The 17,034-nt window shown below is 60.7% G+C and carries 15 protein-coding genes and 15 tRNA genes; 7 read left to right on the top strand and 23 right to left on the bottom strand.

The annotated features are described in order from the left end of the window. Positions 1-10 precede the first annotated feature (10 nt). Positions 11-937: a GTP cyclohydrolase MptA gene (mptA, locus tag VI234_RS16205; protein ID WP_336330595.1), complete on the top strand. Its 927-nt coding sequence runs from the start codon at positions 11-13 to the stop codon at positions 935-937. Between the two features lie 218 nt (positions 938-1,155). Here the strand turns inward: mptA and VI234_RS16200 are convergent, their stop codons facing one another. Together VI234_RS16200 and VI234_RS16195 are read right to left on the bottom strand one after the other, a co-directional pair. Next, positions 1,156-1,962, bottom strand: coding sequence for a TrmB family transcriptional regulator (locus VI234_RS16200; protein ID WP_008310877.1), 807 nt, complete (start codon positions 1,960-1,962; stop codon positions 1,156-1,158). 76 nt (positions 1,963-2,038) lie between these two features. Beyond that, complete coding sequence (locus tag VI234_RS16195) at positions 2,039-3,652, bottom strand: DUF255 domain-containing protein (protein ID WP_336330594.1); 1,614 nt, start codon at positions 3,650-3,652, stop codon at positions 2,039-2,041. 81 nt (positions 3,653-3,733) lie between these two features. Between VI234_RS16195 and VI234_RS16190 the strand changes: the two genes are divergently transcribed. The 4 genes from VI234_RS16190 (at position 3,734) to VI234_RS16175 (ending at position 7,867) form a co-directional block, all read left to right on the top strand. Continuing rightward, positions 3,734-5,110, top strand: coding sequence for a cytochrome P450 (locus VI234_RS16190; protein WP_336330593.1), 1,377 nt, complete (start codon positions 3,734-3,736; stop codon positions 5,108-5,110). Between the two features lie 73 nt (positions 5,111-5,183). Next, the gene (locus tag VI234_RS16185; RefSeq protein WP_008310874.1) at positions 5,184-5,750 is read left to right on the top strand and encodes an FxsA family protein; all 567 of its coding nucleotides are present in this window, start codon (positions 5,184-5,186) and stop codon (positions 5,748-5,750) included. A gap of 81 nt (positions 5,751-5,831) precedes the next feature. Next, positions 5,832-5,905, top strand: a tRNA-Ile gene (locus tag VI234_RS16180). 540 nt (positions 5,906-6,445) lie between these two features. Continuing rightward, positions 6,446-7,867, top strand: coding sequence for a tyrosine-type recombinase/integrase (locus tag VI234_RS16175; protein ID WP_336330592.1), 1,422 nt, complete (start codon positions 6,446-6,448; stop codon positions 7,865-7,867). On the opposite strand, the gene VI234_RS16170 is transcribed toward VI234_RS16175, so the two are convergent. From VI234_RS16170 to VI234_RS16075, 20 genes are all read right to left on the bottom strand, one after another. Next, complete coding sequence (locus VI234_RS16170) at positions 7,851-8,006, bottom strand: hypothetical protein (RefSeq protein WP_336330591.1); 156 nt, start codon at positions 8,004-8,006, stop codon at positions 7,851-7,853. The two genes, VI234_RS16175 and VI234_RS16170, sit on opposite strands and share 17 nt — an antisense overlap. A 452-nt stretch (positions 8,007-8,458) precedes the next feature. Beyond that, the gene (locus VI234_RS16165) at positions 8,459-8,800 is read right to left on the bottom strand and encodes a hypothetical protein (protein ID WP_336330590.1); all 342 of its coding nucleotides are present in this window, start codon (positions 8,798-8,800) and stop codon (positions 8,459-8,461) included. A gap of 49 nt (positions 8,801-8,849) precedes the next feature. After that, positions 8,850-9,143 carry a hypothetical protein gene (locus tag VI234_RS16160; RefSeq protein WP_336330589.1) on the bottom strand — a complete coding sequence of 98 codons (294 nt, stop codon included), beginning with the start codon at positions 9,141-9,143 and terminating at the stop codon, positions 8,850-8,852. A 60-nt stretch (positions 9,144-9,203) separates the two neighbouring features. Beyond that, positions 9,204-9,276, bottom strand: a tRNA-Gly gene (locus VI234_RS16155). Positions 9,277-9,302: 26 nt separating this feature from the next. Beyond that, the gene (locus VI234_RS16150; RefSeq protein ID WP_336330588.1) at positions 9,303-10,832 is read right to left on the bottom strand and encodes a TROVE domain-containing protein; all 1,530 of its coding nucleotides are present in this window, start codon (positions 10,830-10,832) and stop codon (positions 9,303-9,305) included. Positions 10,833-10,899: 67 nt separating this feature from the next. Next, positions 10,900-10,976, bottom strand: a tRNA-Arg gene (locus VI234_RS16145). Between the two features lie 422 nt (positions 10,977-11,398). Continuing rightward, positions 11,399-11,474, bottom strand: a tRNA-Glu gene (locus tag VI234_RS16140). A 48-nt stretch (positions 11,475-11,522) separates the two neighbouring features. Beyond that, on the bottom strand, positions 11,523-11,927 hold the full coding sequence (locus VI234_RS16135; protein WP_336330587.1) for a hypothetical protein: 405 nt from the start codon (positions 11,925-11,927) through the stop codon (positions 11,523-11,525). Between the two features lie 12 nt (positions 11,928-11,939). Continuing rightward, positions 11,940-12,010 (bottom strand) — tRNA-Met (locus tag VI234_RS16130). A 104-nt stretch (positions 12,011-12,114) separates the two neighbouring features. Then, positions 12,115-12,187 (bottom strand) — tRNA-Glu (locus tag VI234_RS16125). Positions 12,188-12,221: 34 nt separating this feature from the next. Then, positions 12,222-12,346: transfer RNA gene (locus tag VI234_RS16120), tRNA-Thr, on the bottom strand. Positions 12,347-12,350: 4 nt separating this feature from the next. Beyond that, positions 12,351-12,422: transfer RNA gene (locus VI234_RS16115), tRNA-Tyr, on the bottom strand. A gap of 3 nt (positions 12,423-12,425) precedes the next feature. Continuing rightward, positions 12,426-12,508 (bottom strand) — tRNA-Leu (locus VI234_RS16110). Between the two features lie 42 nt (positions 12,509-12,550). Next, positions 12,551-12,632, bottom strand: a tRNA-Leu gene (locus VI234_RS16105). Positions 12,633-12,679: 47 nt separating this feature from the next. Continuing rightward, positions 12,680-12,765: transfer RNA gene (locus VI234_RS16100), tRNA-Ser, on the bottom strand. A 226-nt stretch (positions 12,766-12,991) separates the two neighbouring features. Further along, positions 12,992-13,132: a hypothetical protein gene (locus VI234_RS16095; protein ID WP_336330586.1), complete on the bottom strand. Its 141-nt coding sequence runs from the start codon at positions 13,130-13,132 to the stop codon at positions 12,992-12,994. Between the two features lie 2 nt (positions 13,133-13,134). Next, positions 13,135-13,221, bottom strand: a tRNA-Ser gene (locus VI234_RS16090). Positions 13,222-13,225: 4 nt separating this feature from the next. Further along, positions 13,226-13,298, bottom strand: a tRNA-Pro gene (locus tag VI234_RS16085). 248 nt (positions 13,299-13,546) lie between these two features. Further along, a tRNA-Asp gene (locus VI234_RS16080) sits at positions 13,547-13,620 on the bottom strand. Positions 13,621-13,623: 3 nt separating this feature from the next. Then, positions 13,624-13,699: transfer RNA gene (locus tag VI234_RS16075), tRNA-Gln, on the bottom strand. Between the two features lie 654 nt (positions 13,700-14,353). Here VI234_RS16075 and VI234_RS16070 point away from each other — a divergent pair. Next, complete coding sequence (locus tag VI234_RS16070) at positions 14,354-14,662, top strand: hypothetical protein (protein WP_179921138.1); 309 nt, start codon at positions 14,354-14,356, stop codon at positions 14,660-14,662. A gap of 2 nt (positions 14,663-14,664) precedes the next feature. Beyond that, positions 14,665-15,276 carry a hypothetical protein gene (locus tag VI234_RS16065; RefSeq protein ID WP_336330585.1) on the top strand — a complete coding sequence of 204 codons (612 nt, stop codon included), beginning with the start codon at positions 14,665-14,667 and terminating at the stop codon, positions 15,274-15,276. A 220-nt stretch (positions 15,277-15,496) separates the two neighbouring features. Here the strand turns inward: VI234_RS16065 and VI234_RS16060 are convergent, their stop codons facing one another. Further along, on the bottom strand, positions 15,497-16,771 hold the full coding sequence (locus VI234_RS16060) for an RNA-guided endonuclease InsQ/TnpB family protein (RefSeq protein ID WP_336330584.1): 1,275 nt from the start codon (positions 16,769-16,771) through the stop codon (positions 15,497-15,499). Positions 16,772-17,034 lie beyond the last annotated feature (263 nt).

The following is a 17,034-nucleotide window of genomic DNA, read 5'->3' as shown; positions in this document are numbered from 1 at the left end:
AGGAAGGGCAATGAGTCAGCAACTCCCGGACGTGCAGGCGTCGAGTCCGGACGTAACGGTCGGTCTCAATCGCGTCGGTGTGACGGGCGTCGAGAAACTCGTCAAGCTGGGGCGTCGTGACCGCGACCCCATCGTGCTCATGGCGGAGTTCGAAGTGTTCGTGGATCTGCCGTCTTGGCGAAAGGGGGCCGATATGTCCCGCAATATGGAGGTCATCGACGAGACGCTGGAGACCGCCGTGTCCGAGGAAGCCTATCGGGTCGAGGACGTCTGTGGCGACGCCGCCGAACTTCTGCTGGAGAAACACGACTACACGACGAAGGCGGAGGTCCGGATGGAAGCGGAGTACGTCACACACGAGTCCACGCCGGCCTCCGGGATGCCGACGCAGTCGACCGCCGATATCATCGCCTCGGCGACGGCGACCGAAGACGGGACGAGCGAGGAGATCGGCGCTCGCGTCACCGGGATGACTGTCTGCCCGTGCTCCCAGGGGATGTCAGCCTCCCGTGCCCGCGAGACGCTCCAGCAGCTAGATGTCGACGACGATGTCATCGAAGAGTTCCTCGAAACGAACCCGCAGGCCGGCCACTCACAGCGCGGCCACGCCACGCTCACAGTCCAGAGCGAGGGCGCGCCCGAAGTCGACCTGAACGAACTCATCGAAGTCGCCCGCGACTCGATGAGTGCCCGCATCTACAACCTCGCGAAGCGGCCCGACGAGGACCACATGACCTACGAGGCCCACAAGGACGCCAAATTCGTCGAGGACTGCGTTCGTGCGCTCGCCGAGGGCGTCGTCGAGACGTTCCCGGACCTGCCGGACGATGCCGTCGTGACGATGAAACAGTCCAACGACGAGTCAATCCACCAGCACAATGCCCACGCCGAGCGCGTGGCGCAGCTGGGCGCTCTGCGGCAGGAAGTTAGCGAGTAGCGAGGGCTGAGCGCAGCGAAGCCCTCGGAAATTCGAGCGGGGAGCGTAGCGACCCGCGAGATTGCGGTACTTTTGACCGCAGCGAAGTCCTCGGAAATTCGAGCGGGGAGCGCGAGACGCACCGCGTCTCGGTTACGAACGGCGAAGCCGTGAGCGTAGCGACCCGCGAGATTGCGGTCGCCGTCTGTGACGCTGGTTCTAATCCTCTGCTGACCCAGCTACGGCGGGCCGACCGGCTTCGCTTCGGCCCAGTGTTCTTCAAAGGCCTGGCTGATATCGGCAGTGAAATCGGAGTCTTTCATGTCGATGACGCCGAAGGTTTCCTCGCGGCCGAGGGGGTGTGGGACCTCGATACAGACCTCGACACCGTCGAGTAGTTCGAACGTGGTCCTGATGTTCGGGCTGGCGCGGGCGCTGTAGTTGTCGTAGTGGAAGAGGCGCTCGTAGTACTCGCGGTTGGCCTCCTCGGGAAGGCTCTCGAACAGATCCGGTCGGACGAGCAGGGACACCTCGACGCCCCGTTCCAGCGCCGCTTCGAGTTCATCGACGATCCGTTCGGTGCCGGACAGAATGTCCACTTGCCGGGCGGGTGCCGAGCCGACCATAATGATTTCGTCGTCGGCGGCAGCCAGCCGTTCGAGCAACAGGTCAAGCGAGTCGTTGGGGCCGACGGCGGCCGTCCAGAACGGCTCCTCGACGGGGTCTGCCGACTCTAGTTGTGACGAGAGGTCGTCGACGATTTCCTCGTACTGGCCGACCTTCTCCTGGAGTTCGCGCTTCTTGTCTTCGAGCAGGCGGTCGAGGGCCGTGTCCGGCTCGACGGCGACGTATTTCTTGGGTCGGCTGGCGGTCTGGCTGCGGACGAGATTGTACGTTTCGAGGCTGTTGAGCACGTCGTAGATGCGGCCCATCGGGACGTCGCTGGCCCGCGACAGTTCCTTGGCCGTTGTCGGTCCCGTTTCCAGTAGCGACCGGTATGCTCTAGCTTCGTACTCGGAGAGGCCGAGATCTCTGAGACTGGACATACCCATACATCAGGGTACGTGTGCAAAAACTTATCGGGGGTTTACCGTTTGTCCACGTTTGCTGCCGTTGTTCGTGTCAGCGTTCGCCAGTTATCGAGGCTTCGAGGTCGGTCGGCGTCGTTCCCTCGGCGACGATAGCGTCCCCGTCGAGGAGTCGCGCCGTGCCGTCGCCGTCCGGCTCCGGAACGACGGTGGTCTCGTGGTCGGCCAGTCGCAGTGCCGCGCGGTGGAGGTCGGTCCCCGCTTCGGTGCCGACCGTGAGCGTCTGGGGCTGCTGGAGGCGGGCCGCGACGCCGGCGTAGCCGGCGACCTCGACGCCCATCCGTTCGGCCGCGCCGGCGAAAGACTCGACGGCGGAAAGCGCTGCGTTACGGTACCGGCCCTCGCCGGTGAGTGCCGCGAGGTCGACCAGTGCGTCGGCCAGTTCTACCGTCGCGTCGAGCGGATGGAGCGAGCGGTTACAGAGCCCCGCGCCGCTGGCGGGTCCGTCGCGGAACGCGCCGCCGTCCTGCTGGCGGTTCTCGATGGTCCAGTCGGCGACAGCTCTGGCCGGCCCCGGCTCACCGAGGACCTGCCAGCTCGTCGTCAGGCCCTGAAGGAGCTGGGCCTGGTCCAGCAACAGGCCGGTATCGCTGTCCGCGCCGTCGTAGTGGGCGACTTCGCCGTCGTCGACGAGTGACTCACAGACAGCGTCCCGGGCGCGACTGGCGTACTGCTGGGCGCGCTCGTCGTCAGTGTAGGCAGCGACCCACAGCAGGGCATCGATGGCGAGCCCGTTCCGGTCGGCGAATACCGTCTCGTCGACGTTGGGGGACACCGTCCCTTCGCGTTCAGTCGGCTCCAGCCGGTAGTACTCGTCCGAACCGGCCTGACTCGCCGCGAACGCGTCGCCGGCCCACAGCGTCGTCGTGAGGTAGTCGACGGTCCGCTGGGCGGCGTCCCGGTACGCCTCGGTCCCGGTGTACCGGTAGCCGTGCGCGAACGCCCGGACCAGGGCGGCGTTCTCGTCCAGCAGTTTCTCGCGCCGTGGGTTCCCCCAGTTGCGCTCCGTCGAGTATCGGAAGAAGCCGCCGTCGTAGGTGTCGAGCAGGTGCGTGCGAATCGCTTCGAGTGTTCGGGTGGCCTGGTCTCGCGCCCGGACGAGAGCGAACTCGACGGTCCGTGGCAGCGGGAACTTCACGTCGGTTCCCCAGCCGCCGAACTCGTCGTCGAACGCGCCCAGCAGTTGCTCGACCATGTGCTCCTCGATGCGCGGCCGGAGCTCACCGGCCGGCGGCGATTCGTCCTGTAACTGCCGGGGGACCGAGCCCGCCGCCGCGCCCTGTGCGTCCCACGACTCTCGCACGGAGTCCAGAATGCCGCGGAACCCGTCCGGCCCGAGGAACGTCGCGCCGGTGATAACCTCGCCGTCAGGAGTCAGAAACACCGTCGACGGGAACCCACCCATCGTGTACCGCTCGCGGACGCGCGGATTGCGGTCGGCGTCGACACGAACCGGAATGAATCCATCGTTGATGTTGGCCGCGATGCGCGGCTCGCCGTACGTGCCCCGGTCCATCGCTCGGCACTCGGCGCTCCACGGGACCGTCAGCGCCAGCAGCACCGGCTTCCCCGACTCGGCGGCGTCCTCGAACGGGGCTGTGCCCCACTCGCGCCACTCGACCTTGGTGTCGCGTGCGTATTCGTCCATACCAAGCCTGGGCGGTGGGCGTACAAAGGCCCTCTCACTCCCGGCGAAAGACCGATTGGCGGGGCGGCCCAAACGTCGGCGATGGATACCCAGCAGGCGATTCCCGAACCACCGGAGCCGGTCACGCCGGGCGACCGGCCGCCCCGTCTCGGCCGTGTCCCGTTCGTCGACAACACCGCCGCGATGTTGCGTGACCCGCTGGGGTTCTACGACCGCGCTGGTGGCCACGAGGCCGACGTAGTGGGGTACAACGTTGCCGGGACGACGGGCTGTTTCGTCTGCCATCCAGACCTCGTCGAGCAGGTGCTGGTAACCGATGCTGACGCCTACGAGAAGGGGCGACTCCTTCAGGACACCCTCGGACAGTTCATCGGCGAGGGACTGTTCTTGCTGGAGGGCGAGGAGTGGCAGCGCCAGCGGACGGCGCTCCAACCGGCGTTTTACCGGGAGCGCATCGCCGCCTACGGCGACACGATGACTGAGTTCGCTGACCGGACGGCGGCGGGCTGGAGCGACGGCCAGCGCATCGACGTGCTCCCGCACATGCAGTCGCTGACGCTGAACATTCTCGGCAAGACGCTGTTAGACGTGGACATCGAGACCACCGCTGACGCGCTGGAGCCGCTACTCGACGCGCTTCGCAAGCGACTGGACCCGCGGTCGCTGTCGGCGTACGTCCCGCTGTGGGTCCCGACGGGAACGAACCGCGCCGTCAATCGCTCGCTGGCCGAGTTCCAGTCGACGCTCGACGACGTTATCGCTGCCCGCCAGCGCGAGAACGAGAGCGCCCGCGAGGCGCGCGACGACGTGCTCTCCCTGCTGCTTTCGCTCGACGACGAGACGATGGACCGCGAGCGACTGGGTCACCAGCTCTTGACCTTCCTCGTCGCCGGCCACGACACGACGGCGCTGACGCTCACGTACGCCTGGTTCCTGCTGGCGAACAACCCCGAGTGCCAGCAGCGCCTGCACGAGGAACTTGACGCGACGCTGGGGAACAGCCGGCCGACGCCCGATGACCTGTTCGAACTGCCGTATCTCGATGCCGTGCTGAACGAGGTCCTGCGGCTGTACCCGCCCGCGTTCACGGTGTTTCGCCAGCCGACGGAGCCGGTGACGCTCGGCGGGTACGAACTCTCGACGGACGCACAGCTCACCCTCCCGCAGTGGCTCGTCCACCGGGACGAACGATGGTACGACGCACCTGACGCGTTCCGTCCCGAGCGATGGAACGACGACCTCGAAGCGTCTCTCCCGGACTACGCGTATTACCCCTTCGGCGGTGGCCCGCGCCATTGCATCGGCATGCGCTTCGCCCGGATGGAGGCCAAACTCGCGCTGGCGACCATCGCCCAGCAGTACGCTGTCGAACCGGTCACCGAACTGCCGCTGTCGCTGGCGATGCAGATTACGCTGAGCCCCACAGAGCCCATCGAGGTCCGACTACGGGACCGCTGACCCGCTACCCCGGTGGCCGACAGCCGGGTCCCGCTCTCGAAAGGCGTTTGGGGGCGGGCCTGCAAGCAGTAGTATGCTCCGGGTCATCGGGCTGTTGCTGCTCATCCCGCTGTTCGACATCGTGTTGCTGGTGGCACTTGCAACAGGAGTTCTATTTCCTGTTCCACCGCTTGTTCTCATCGCGCTCGTCGTCCTGACGGCGCTCGTCGGCATGCTGCTGGTCCGCGCCGAAGGCCGTGCGACGCTTCGGAAGATCCAACAGCGGCTCGCCGTCGGCGAACTCCCCACCGACGAACTCATCGACGGCGGCCTTCTCATCGCCGCCGGCGCGTTCTTCCTCACGCCCGGCCTGGTTACGGACTTCGTCGGCCTTCTGCTTGCGGTGCCGTTCACCCGCTACCCCGTCCGTGCCGCCACACGCCGCTGGGTCGTCCGGCCCTACATCGACGCCAAGACCGGCGGTTTCGCCAGCGGGCAGGTGTACATCGGTGGCTTCCCCGACGACGAAGGCGGCCCCGCTGGACCCGGTCCGACCGGTCCGGAGGGCGGCCCCGGTCCGGGCTCTGGTTCCGGTTCCGGCACCTCCTTCGACCCAAACGACGCCACCGACGTCGACTTCGAAGACAACGACGAAAACTGAAGCCCTGACGCGGTTTCACATCCCCAACCGCCCGCGAAACGTTACCCTTTTCAATACCCCTCGGGTACAGATGAATGCGTCGGGCCAATAGCTCAATCAGGTTGAGCGCTCGGCTGATAACCGGGAGGTTCGCGGTTCAAATCCGCGTTGGCCCACTTACTTTCTGAACGGATCTTAGCCGCCACAGAACGGCACGTTCATCCTCTGAACGCTTCTGATTCGGCGTCCATTGGGGAACGAACTCCGTCGAACCAACGTGTTATCCCATGCACGCTCTGCACGGGGGTCGCCTCCGTACGGGATTCTGATTAGCCGAAACGACTCGGAGTGATAAAAAGATTGTGCTAGAAGTTGACAATCAACCATTGAAGCTGAGTAGCGCCGTGCGCGCGCCAGAATCAGCGTTTGCAACGATTCCTCGAAAATCCCATCCCGGAGTCGGTTGCGGCACGAAGAAGATCTGAACAGACGAACTCCGGGGATTACTTCCTCATGAGATCTCATTCAGGGAAATCCGATATCACTTCTTCTCCCAAATTCTACCGTCAGTACGTCTCTAACTGGGGTTCCGACCTCGATAACCGACGAGAAACTCACGTCATATACTCCCGGACATCAACATAGCATGCGGTTGGAGACTCCCTCTATGCCAAGCCTTTAAAACAGCAACAATCTTTCAGTTCGGTGCTTCGAATATGAGTGACGACATAGACACCGAACACCTTCCCAACGTACCCGAAAAGTTGGCGGGGAGAATCGACGACCTACCGGACCATCTGAGAACTGGCGATACGATCGTCGGTAACGGGGAGCTCGAACTCACGAGCGAGCACCCGGTTAGTGTGGTGGAGTATTTTCTGGCGGTCCACACTGACGAGTGGTCGAGATCGACGTACAGGGACTACTCGTACGATCTGACGAGATTCCTCGAATACTGCGAGTACGCAGGACTCGACGACCTCTCCGAACTTTCTTCACGGGATCTCGAAGGGTTCAAGCAATGGAGAAAGAGGGATGACAACGTCGGATTAGCCACGTTACACGGACAGTTAGCGAACATCCGGGTGTTCATACGTTGGTGCGCAACGATCGAGATCGTTGAGCCGGGCTTGGCCGATGAAATTGAGATGCCCGATCTCGACCCGTCGGACATTGTCTCTTACACGCGGCTCGAACCAGAGACCGCAGATCGGATTATCGAGTACCATTCCCAGGTCGAGTACGTCACCCGCGAGTTCGCCGAGTTCATTCTAATGTGGACAGTACTCACCCGACTTGGCGGTGTTCGCTCGCTCGATCTCGATGACTATCACCGGACGGAAGGCTATATCGAACTCGAACACAGTCCGGAAGAGGGGACGCCACTGAAGAACGGCGAAAGTGATGTCGAAGGCGAAGGAGGAGAACGGGAAATCAATCTCCCAGACTGGGTGTGTGATATCTTGGACACGTACATCGACGGAACTGATGACCCGAATCATCCCAGCCGAATCGAGGTCGAAGACGAGTACGGACGACGACCTTTGTTTACGACCAAGTACGGTCGCGTGTCGGAATCGACGCTCCGGAGGGATTTGTACCGAATCACGCAACCGTGTCGGCACGGAGCGTCGTGTCCCCACGACATGGATCCCGAGCTCTGCGAAGCAAGGAACGATAACAACCTCTTCAGCCAATGTCCGTCCAACGTGTCTCCTCATCCGGTGCGTCGAGGTGGGATCTGTCACCAGCTTAAGCAAGGCGTGCCGAAAGACACGATCTGTGAGCGTGCGGACGTGTCCCGGAAGGTACTGAACAAGCACTACGATCTCAGGACGAAAGAGGAAGCCCGGAAACAGCGCCGAACCGAATTACAGAAGCACCTGGAGGGTTATAAGGGAGCACCGCAAGAGTCTCACGGCGATCCGTCACTCGTGGAACGTGAGATTCCATTAATTTCGGATCTGAACACGATCGTGTCAAGTCATATTGAAGCATCTGGTAGTTCATCTCACTGGCCGCGTCTCACGAGGGGTATTGCGGGTTACGCTGCGTTCGTGCTGATGACGGGGATGAACTTCGGTCTCGTCGGTATCGGTTTCGATCCGGTTGCGTGGGAATTCATTGTGGAGTTGTGACCTGTCTCAGTTCGTCGAAAACTCCCTGCCACTGTTCAGGCATATCGTGTTTCCCATACACGCCGTCGTTTGCTAGCTCCAACAACTGAACAGCCTCGTCATCATCAAGAGTGTCGAGAGCAAGTTCATCCACTGTCATACGTCGTGCCCGATCAGTACTCATCGGTCGGTCGCGTTCGATTGCGGAATAGAAATGATACCAAAACATAAGGCTGCCCTCTGGCGGGAGACCCGGCGGATGGGTTGGATCAAGTCGGTCGGGGATTACGGGGAGTGCCGAGGCTGTCGAGAGAGCACCGAGGAAGGAGCGTCGAAACATGCCGTCGACAAAGCGACATCTCTTCTAAAATCTATCCCCGTCCTGAGTATGTTATTGTTTGCCAACCCAGTTCGTTCAGGACCCGCGTCAAAAACTCTCTATTCAGGGGGTACTGCGAGCAATCCGCTACTCAGAATCAGCATCGAACTCGAAGTATTCGATCCAGCGCTTGATGCCCTTGATGCGCTGCTCACGGTCGCCTTCGTCCTTCGCGTTGAGGTGTTCAGGCGCGTTTGAATCGTTCATGTTCGTCTTCGATGTCGTTCCAACTGCTACTCGTCGCCGACGTTGTTGAGCGCGCCGTTCAACTCGAAGAGTTCTCTGATGACATCGCTATCTGCGACCCGGTACCGACGCGGAGACGTATTCGGAACCTCTTCGATAAGTTCGACCTCCAGTAGAAGATCGGTGTAGCTGCCAACAGTTTGGCGTGTGACGCCGGCGTGCTCTGCGAGTTCAGTTTTGTTGAACTCGAAGTTTGGTGGAAGGTCGAGCAACGCATCTACGAGGATTGGGATGGCGTCGTGCTGTGTAAGGTAGAGCCACCCGCTGGGATACTCCCTACGGAGTTTCTTCTTCTCCCCGCGGTCAACCGCGTGTTCCATGTCGGTCATACAGAGAGACATCCGCATAAATCGTCGGGAGTGGCGTGTTCATGACGTTTCATCTGATCCGCTCAATCGATTCAAGACCGGGAACATCGGCAAGCCGGCATCTCACTTCTGCATCGGTCATCGCCGTGGTCCACCGTAGCGTGATACCGACGGTGACGACCGTGGCCGAAAGCTTCGGGTCGAGACTGCGCAGCTTGTCAATCGTGACGGCATCGATACCTTCGGCCCGCGAGAGGCGCTCTTCGGCGTCGGTGACGATATCGCTGTCTGCGCTACATGGGATGCGAATCGTGACGACAGCAGTCGTCGTCGGTTCGGGGTCGTTGTCACTGGTGATTGCCATAGTGTCTCCTCTGTTGATGAGCGTCGCTCGGGCTGTATGATCCACGAGCTGCGCTCCGAATGCGCGGGGGACGATTCGAACGCCCGTCTCGGTCGCGGCACGACCGCGTGATACCGAACTACACTACTCGCGCTCAACAAAGAAGATAAGAAGACCGCACTATGCAGGCTCGAAGGCCTCGATTTCATCGATGACCTGCTTCGGATTCTCGGCGTGTTCGATGAACGAGAGGACGTTCTCCGACCACCCGGAGACGTTGTAGACGTTCTCGTAGCCTTCGGGGGTCACGAGGTCGCCGTAGGATGCGAGATCGACGAGATACAGCGAGGTGTCCGTGGAGACCACGTCCCGATACGCATCGAACGCGTCCTTGACCGTCTGGGTATCGCACGCCGTGAATGGCGTGCTGTCCCAGATCTGCATGTCGGTGAAGACGACGACTCGCTCAACGGGCTCTCCCCGGTCGCGGAGATACTCCAGTGCCTTCCAGCCGTTCGTCGAGTTCCCGACATCCTCGTCGATGGCCAGCACCGCATCTTGGCGCTGCAGTACTGGTGTGTCGACGTGCATCGGAACGGTCTGGAAGTCGTCACCGAACCCGCCGACTTCGGCACCTTGGTCGGCCAGGATCGCACCGAACAACGCACCGATCTCCTTCAGCCTGAGCGTGCTGTTCTTGGACAGCGCCATGTCCATCGACCCTGAGAGGTCCACGGCGACGAATGTATCTCCGAGTCCGTCGGGCACCGTCTCGACAGCGACGTCGATCGCTTTCTCCAGCCACCGCTCGACCGCCGGTGCCTGGACGTCCGCATTCTGAAGCGCGGTGTACGCCTGGTAGTACCGGAACGGGTACAGCGGCGCGTGCCGCACCGCCTCTAGGTCGAGGTGTTCCACGATGGTGTCCTCGTCAACGCCGGCTTCGAGCATGTTCCGGAGGTTCCGGATCGACGCGAAGATCGGCAGCGAGTACTCCTCGCCCTCGATGAGCGTCTCCCACGCGTCTCGGGTGTTGCCACGTTCGGAAATGACCGTCTCCCAGGTGTTGGGCGACGGCAACGGTTCGACGTCCGGATAGTCGTCGAGGTCGCCGCGCATGAATCGCTCGAACAGCACCTCTTGGTCGGTGTCGATGGGCGTGGGGTGGACGCGGTTGAACACGTCGTGCAGCGTCACCTCACGCCGCGACAGTTCGTACTTGCCCAGCGTGTAGGCGTCGGCTATCGAGACGAGTGCGTCTTCGATGCCACGTCGAAGCGGCCACGGGGCAGTCCCGCCGACCAACTGATCGTGGATTGCAAGTGCGGTCGCCGTTTCGTCCATTCGCTGGATGATCGACGGTGCCCACTCGCGGATGAGCGATTCGGGGGAGTCGTCCTTGAATCGCTCGTCGTTGGCTGCCAGTACGAGCAGGACCTGTGGGATGTCCCGCAGGTAGAGTTCCTGGCGCGCGTACGCGGCGAGCTTCAGGACGAACTCCGGGTCCTCGTCTGCCGCGGCGTCGAACCGTCGGACGACAGCAGCTAGTTGCTCGTCATCGGTTTCGTAGAACGAGTCCTCCAGCAGCTGGTTGATCGTGCGCTTGTACAGTGCGAGTCGAGGGTCGGCAGGCTCGAACGCTTCTCCACCCTCGTAGTTGGTGGTTCGCGTCGCCTCTGCGACCGTTTGCTTTGGCTTGTTGAATTCCATACTATCACTCGGAGCCGCAACAGGCGACTCCGATACCGGTGCTGCTCACACGTGCTGCGAGCAGCGAACGTCTCCGGCACGATTCGAACGTGCGACACCCGGCTTCGAAGGCCGGTGCTCTGTCCTGCCTGAGCTACGGGAACGGGTGAGTGGCCGGGGAACTGCCGGAGCGAAAGACGGGATTCGAACCCGTAGAGTGCCATTGAAGTATCACTCCGGTTCGACGACCACTGGCGACACGGCGACCGGAACACTGTCGGAGCGGGACCGGTGTCGAGAGCATCCTCGTGCTCTCTTTGTCCGAGATGTTCTCGATGGACGGGGCCACCGACAGGATTTGAACCTGCGAGTTCCTGGCGAAGCAACGCTCCGACTCGACGATCGCCACGTGTGGTCGGGAAACCGACGGCGCGACGGGCTATGACTCCCGGTGTGCCTTGCGGGCTGAAGGAACGCACCGCCTCGACGACCACACGCTGGAAGGACTAACGGTGACAGCATCGCAGATCCACGTCTGCACCTCGATGGTACAACGGAAGGAAGTGCTTCTCACCGCTAGTCCCGAGTGCTCCCGAGGGGAATCGAACCCCTGACCTCCAGCTTGAAAGGCTGGCGTCTCTCGCCAACGGAGACTCCGGGAGCGCTGTTAGTAGCAGAATTTGGGTCCGAGTTGCGGCGGACGAGCACGGGTCAACGCAGCCGTTCGAAGCCTTCGAGTTGGCCGTGCGTGAACGTCACCTGGTACGTGACCCGTGAGTCGAGTTCCTCGAAGGAGTGTGTGATCTCGAAGCGGCCATGGTAGTCGTTCCGCTCGATCCAGCCGTCGTGCACTCGGTTGAGACAGCCGGCCATGTAGAGGAAGTCGCCCTCTTCAACGTCGTCGCGGTTCGCGTATGGCCGGTCCTCGGGCGGGACGTCTTCGGTGTGCCACTCCTCTTCTAAGAGATGACCATCCGCCGTAATCCGGTATGTCGTCATGCTCGGTCGGTCGATGCCTTTCGTCTGCCAGTCGACGTCCCCGGCAGGAGTAATCCCTTCGGGGTACTCCGGCAGGTGGCTGTCGTCGTAGAGTTCGACTGTATCGAATAGCCCCATTGTTGTCCTCCATTGCGGGACCAGGAGTCGAACCTGGGCCTCGGGGATATGAGCCCCGTGGACTGCCATTACCCTATCCCGCAGCACCACAACTCGGAACTCACTCATAGGCATCTCTCATTTCTCCACAGCTGTCCGTCCCTCAGTCTAGTCGGCCGGAAGTGAGGAGTCTCGGACTGTTGGAGAGTGCTCCAGCCCGGATTCGAACCGGGGGTTCAGCCGTGAGAGAGCCGTGAGTTTGGCCGCTACTCCACTGGAGCGGGTTGGCCTCTCCTGGAAGGGGTCATCGGCCAGTGGGACGGGCAGGATTCGAACCTGCGTGTTCTCGTTACAAGTGAGATGAAGGAGCTCTCACCGTCGCACCGGATCTCCGGTGAAAACTCGGCGAGAGCGTGAATGCCAGGCTCTTCCACCGTCCCGCAGTCTCCCCGGCACGACTCGAACGTACGTCTCCTCCTCTACAGGGAGGCATCGTAGCCGCTAGACCACAGGGAGAAATGTCGCCGCGAGGATTTGAACCTCGGAAGGACCTACGCCAGCGGATCTGAGCCGCTTCCCGTTGACCACTTGGGTACGGCGACGTAACGTTTGAGCGGGAATTGTCTACCGGCACGATGGCCGGATGCCGCCACCAGGATTCGAACCTGGGAAGGACTAACCACACGGCTCTCAACCGTGCCCGTTTGACCACTCTGGCATGGCGGCGCAACTCGAAAATCGCCAACGACTCTGCGAATCACTTCGGCACGCAGCGGCGGGAGAGTGATTTGAACACTCGTGTCCTCGCGGACGCCGCGGTTCCAATGCGGTCCCTTGGCCGGGCTAGGGAAATCCCGCCAACGGTGAGACGGAGAGTCGAACTCCGAAGCCTCGCGGCTCTCGGTTTCAAACCGAGCACGGTCGCCGATCCGCATGTCTCACCATCACCGTTGGAGCTTGCTCCGACGAGAACGCCTCGCGTTGCTCACCGGGACGCCGGAAGACGTACATCGCTCATCTTCTGACCCTCACTTTCGCGGCGAATGCGTTCATCAGCACCCAGTCACGGCAGGGATGGATGACGGTTACCTCGTTCCGTGGAAGTACGCGCCGTCGCCGGTGACGCAGATTTTCACGCTTCCAATCGTGTCGATAGACGTTGTTTCACCGAGCGGGACATGACGGAACGCTTCCTCCTCACAGGCGGGGCAGACATTCGTTGTCATAACGCCGCGACCCGGATTCGAACCGGGAGGCCGATAGCAGACGGCTACGGCGTAGCAGGCCGCTGGGTTCCCCAATACCCAGTCGCGGCACACTGAGCCGACGAGGATTCGAACCTCGGTCCTGTGCACCCAAGGCACAGATCGTCGTCCGCTGGACCATCGGCTCACGGGACTGCCGAGCGTTCGGCAGTTGATTATCTATCTGTACGACTTTCCAACTGCGCAACCGCGACCGAGTGGTCGTGATCGCGCGTCTCATCGCGGGGGCGTGCTTCGGGATCTCCCGGGAATACCGCACCGGCCCATGTAGGTTACAGACCCTGCCGGGCCCAGCACCGCGGGAACGACCAGATGGTCGCACCAATGGGCTGCCTACCTCGATGGGTATCCCCGCGTGGTTTGTCCACGCGTCCACGCCGACGCCGGGGTTTGAACCCGGATCACGGCCGTGACAGGACCGTATGCTCGCCGGATTACACCACGTCGGCATGTCGCCCCGGCCGGAATCGAACCGGCGACCTCCGGATTCAAAGTCCGGCGTCCCTCGCCAACGGAGACTCCGGGGCTCGACGTAGCCGCAGCTAACGCTGCGGGAAAGCGTACCAGCGACTCTTGGTGCGTTCAGCACGCACAGAATCGCTCGTTCGTCCTACAATCAGGAACGAACGCAGACCAAACTGCCGCGAGCCTCGTCCCCCGTACTCGCGTACGGCTGTGAGCCAAGCGAGTACTAGGCGAAAGCAGGCGGCACTCCCGTGTTCCCCAGCCCCTGACGGGTAGTCCGCGTGGGAGCCGGGTTATGCGGGTGAGGGTGTCCGGAGATCGCCGGAGTGCGTCGCACTCTCGTATTCGATGGCGACGCAGGCCCGACGATTCTCGACCGGTCCCTCCGTACGCTGGTCTTGTAGGTACTCGCCGAACACGCGACCCGCGGCTAAACGAGAACGAGCACGCCGCGGTTTGAAGCGAGTATCGACCATGTTGCGGGATTCTCCGTTTGCGAGATTTGTATCGAGCGTCAGTTACGGGTTATCGTGGCAATTGTATTAAAATTAGTCAGGGTGTGCTAACCACAGGCACTGTTTTGGCGAGTGTAGTTCGTGGTCCGATCCTTGAAGCAACGAATCTCTTTTTTCAGGCTGTAGTCCAGTGGTAGATTTGTGATGACACGGATGGCACGCCACAACATCTATTGCTGTAGGGAACGAACGAGTAGATAAGATGGCGACGAACAACGACAAAATCCAGTTCCGAGGGGAAGCTGAGAAGGAAGCAACGCAGGTCGTCGACCAGATGCGTCTCGGGGGAATAAACATTAGTGAGCTTGCCCGACAGGGACTCCGAGAGAAACTTCGAGAAGCCCTTTCGGACGAAGAGAAAATCACTCTTCACCAGCAGTACAAGCAGGGAGATATCTCTAAAGACGTTGCAGAGATTCTTCTCGATGATGGCTTAGAGGAGATTGAGCGCGAGCGGAATGCCTTTGAGGAAGCTTCAGAACTTGATACGACTGGGGTATTCCAAGAATAGCGATGGCGGACAATGAAGTACGTTATCCAATTATCGTCGATACTGACGCACTGATCGCTGCCGCAAACACCAATCTCTGGTCTCGTCTCATGGAGACCCTGAATCTGACGACAACCAACGTCTGTTACCAAGAACTCGAACGACACGTTCGAGAGAACTCTGAGTATGCGCCCGAAGGGACGAGGGAGCAATGGGTCCATCACGGGAGCAAAAAGGCACTTGAGCCGTTCGCTAATGACGAGAACGAATCGTTTGCTGTAGTTCCATGCGTTCCTCGTCCGCATGGAGAAGATGCGGGAGAGAAGTCAATACGCACAGAGATTGAACAGAACATCGACTTGTATCGATTTGCGATTTTGATGGATAAGCACGGCCGTCGGTCAATCAATCGTGTCTTCGATGACGCTGAAGAAACGACTGGAAAGGCCGTTGCTCCCACGTTTTTACTGTATCTGTTACTCGATGCCGACAAGTGTACTGTCGAAGAGTTCTGTCAGGCCTGCGGTGAGATGCTTCATGGAGAAGGGTGGACTGGGTACCAGGCGATTCAAGCAGCATGGGAAGCAATCCCGGTCGATTGCTCGGAGTATCTATCGGACAGACTACTCTCCTGAACCTTCTTCCTCCTCTATCGCCCCATCCAAGCTTTTCGGAACGTACTTAGTCGTCCCCCCGCCCAGGCCAGTCACGTTAAACTTTTGTCCATATTTTGATTTAGGGAAGCACCGAGGGCACGGGTTCGCGTTACTTTCCTCGGCTTCTTCCCGTGTCTTGACATCCTCCCGCGCCTGAAGACGCGGGAATCCCACGGCACCGCACCGCTGAATTGGGATATTAGGGTTCGCGGTTAACAACCTGTTCTCGTGGAGCGAAAACACCCTCACTACGGTCGAACAGGTGAACCGCTGGCTGTGCCAACCAGCCGTTATCCCTATCACCGCCATCCGTGGCGAGACTCGGGAGTACCTTTTGCCGAATGTTCTCCGCCCCGTTCACGTCCGCGTTCGCCACCGTATCGCACTTCTCACACATGTACAGTCCACGTTCAACGCGCTGATTCTCGTCTGTGTGACCGCACGCCGAACACGACTTCGACGTATCGCGTTCCGACACCAACTCCACGTCGATGCCCTCGGCTTCCGCCTTGTAGTCGAGAAGCGTCGTGAACCGGTCGAACGCCCACCCGTGCAAGTCGAGATTCCCGTGGTCGCCCCAATTCCGAGATTCTCCGTCCTCGTCATCTTCTCGGATACCGCCAAGGTCGCCCACAACGAGTTTACCGACACTGCGTTCCACACACTCTTCTACGATTGCTTTCGAGAGTGCGTGCAAGAAGTGCGTCCGACGAGCAGTACGCGTCCGGTCAAGACGTGTAGCCTCACGGGACGAAGAATCGTCGCACTTGGCTTTCTTCTTCGTGAAGTAGTATTCGTCTTCTTTGAGTGCGCCACCGGGATACAACACCGATTCACCGCCGAACGAGACAGCGGCGAAGTTGCAAATCCCGAGGTCAACACCTGCCACTCCATCGCCCGGCGGTTCCGGGTCGATAGTGGTGCGACAGACGAATTGAAGCCGCCACTCGTCGCGTTTGTAGACGGCGCGAACCTGTTGAATATCCCACTCGGTCAGGTCAACATCCGGGCGAGTCTGGTACTCACACAGAATGAAGTCCGAGCGGTGTTCTTTGAGGTTGCGGCCTTTCGAGAGGCGGACACGGGTGAACTGTGCGTCGTGCTTGAAGCCAGCCGCTTTGAACGACACGGTTGAACGTGGGTGGGCGTCTCCGTTTTTGCGGTAGCCGGGCGGTCGGGCACGGTCGTCGCCGTTTCGACGCTTGCCGAACCAGCCGTTGAACGCTTCAGCGAGTTCTTCGAGAACGCGCTGACTGGATTGAGAATGCAAGTCCGTGTAGCGTTCGTGGCTTTTGAGTTCGGCTTTGAGTTCCCCGTCATCGGGAATCTCGCCCGTTTCGTCCCACTGTTCTTGTGCGTGGTAGCGACCGACGTTCCAGAGTTTTGAGGCGGCCCATCCGAGTTGGTTGAGGTCGTCACGAACCTGTTGCTGGTTCGTGATTGTGGCCTCGAAGGTTCGGACGGTTCGACTCATTTCTGGCTTCATAACTGGTTATGGGTGTCATTCTGTTAATAGTGTCGATTGGCGTGGAATATCCGGCCTTGCCATCAGCGGTGGGTTGTGGAGGCGCTATCGGATTCATCCTGACCCTATAGTGGCTAAACTAACTTATTGAGATCGCTCTTGCGTAGGAGATTGTTGATACTGCAGAGCGGTGGCTGTGGAGTCGAAGAGGACAAGGGCACCGCGTCAGCGGTGCCCGACACGAATGATTCCGCTAGATGTGTTTGGGTCGG

This window comes from Haloarcula sp. CGMCC 1.2071 (genome assembly GCF_037078445.1).
GTDB classification, from domain to species: Archaea; Halobacteriota; Halobacteria; order Halobacteriales; family Haloarculaceae; genus Haloarcula; species Haloarcula amylolytica.
The sequence above is the reverse complement of the archived record's forward strand: the minus strand, read 5'-3'. Positions and strand labels throughout refer to the sequence as shown.

Bases quoted from the DNA above. Each gene is read 5' to 3' on its own strand.
- VI234_RS16160 (WP_336330589.1), bottom strand. From the start codon at position 9,143: ATGGCAATCACCAGTGACAACGACCCCGAACCGACGACGACTGCTGTC.
- VI234_RS16185 (WP_008310874.1), top strand. From the start codon at position 5,184: ATGCTCCGGGTCATCGGGCTGTTGCTGCTCATCCCGCTGTTCGACATC.
- VI234_RS16195 (WP_336330594.1), bottom strand. From the start codon at position 3,652: ATGGACGAATACGCACGCGACACCAAGGTCGAGTGGCGCGAGTGGGGC.
- VI234_RS16165 (WP_336330590.1), bottom strand. From the start codon at position 8,800: ATGACCGACATGGAACACGCGGTTGACCGCGGGGAGAAGAAGAAACTC.
- VI234_RS16095 (WP_336330586.1), bottom strand. From the start codon at position 13,132: ATGACAACGAATGTCTGCCCCGCCTGTGAGGAGGAAGCGTTCCGTCAT.
- VI234_RS16135 (WP_336330587.1), bottom strand. From the start codon at position 11,927: ATGGGGCTATTCGATACAGTCGAACTCTACGACGACAGCCACCTGCCG.
- VI234_RS16175 (WP_336330592.1), top strand. From the start codon at position 6,446: ATGAGTGACGACATAGACACCGAACACCTTCCCAACGTACCCGAAAAG.
- mptA (WP_336330595.1), top strand. From the start codon at position 11: ATGAGTCAGCAACTCCCGGACGTGCAGGCGTCGAGTCCGGACGTAACG.
- VI234_RS16070 (WP_179921138.1), top strand. From the start codon at position 14,354: ATGGCGACGAACAACGACAAAATCCAGTTCCGAGGGGAAGCTGAGAAG.
- VI234_RS16200 (WP_008310877.1), bottom strand. From the start codon at position 1,962: ATGTCCAGTCTCAGAGATCTCGGCCTCTCCGAGTACGAAGCTAGAGCA.
- VI234_RS16190 (WP_336330593.1), top strand. From the start codon at position 3,734: ATGGATACCCAGCAGGCGATTCCCGAACCACCGGAGCCGGTCACGCCG.
- VI234_RS16060 (WP_336330584.1), bottom strand. From the start codon at position 16,771: ATGAGTCGAACCGTCCGAACCTTCGAGGCCACAATCACGAACCAGCAA.
- VI234_RS16170 (WP_336330591.1), bottom strand. From the start codon at position 8,006: ATGACAGTGGATGAACTTGCTCTCGACACTCTTGATGATGACGAGGCT.
- VI234_RS16065 (WP_336330585.1), top strand. From the start codon at position 14,665: ATGGCGGACAATGAAGTACGTTATCCAATTATCGTCGATACTGACGCA.
- VI234_RS16150 (WP_336330588.1), bottom strand. From the start codon at position 10,832: ATGGAATTCAACAAGCCAAAGCAAACGGTCGCAGAGGCGACGCGAACC.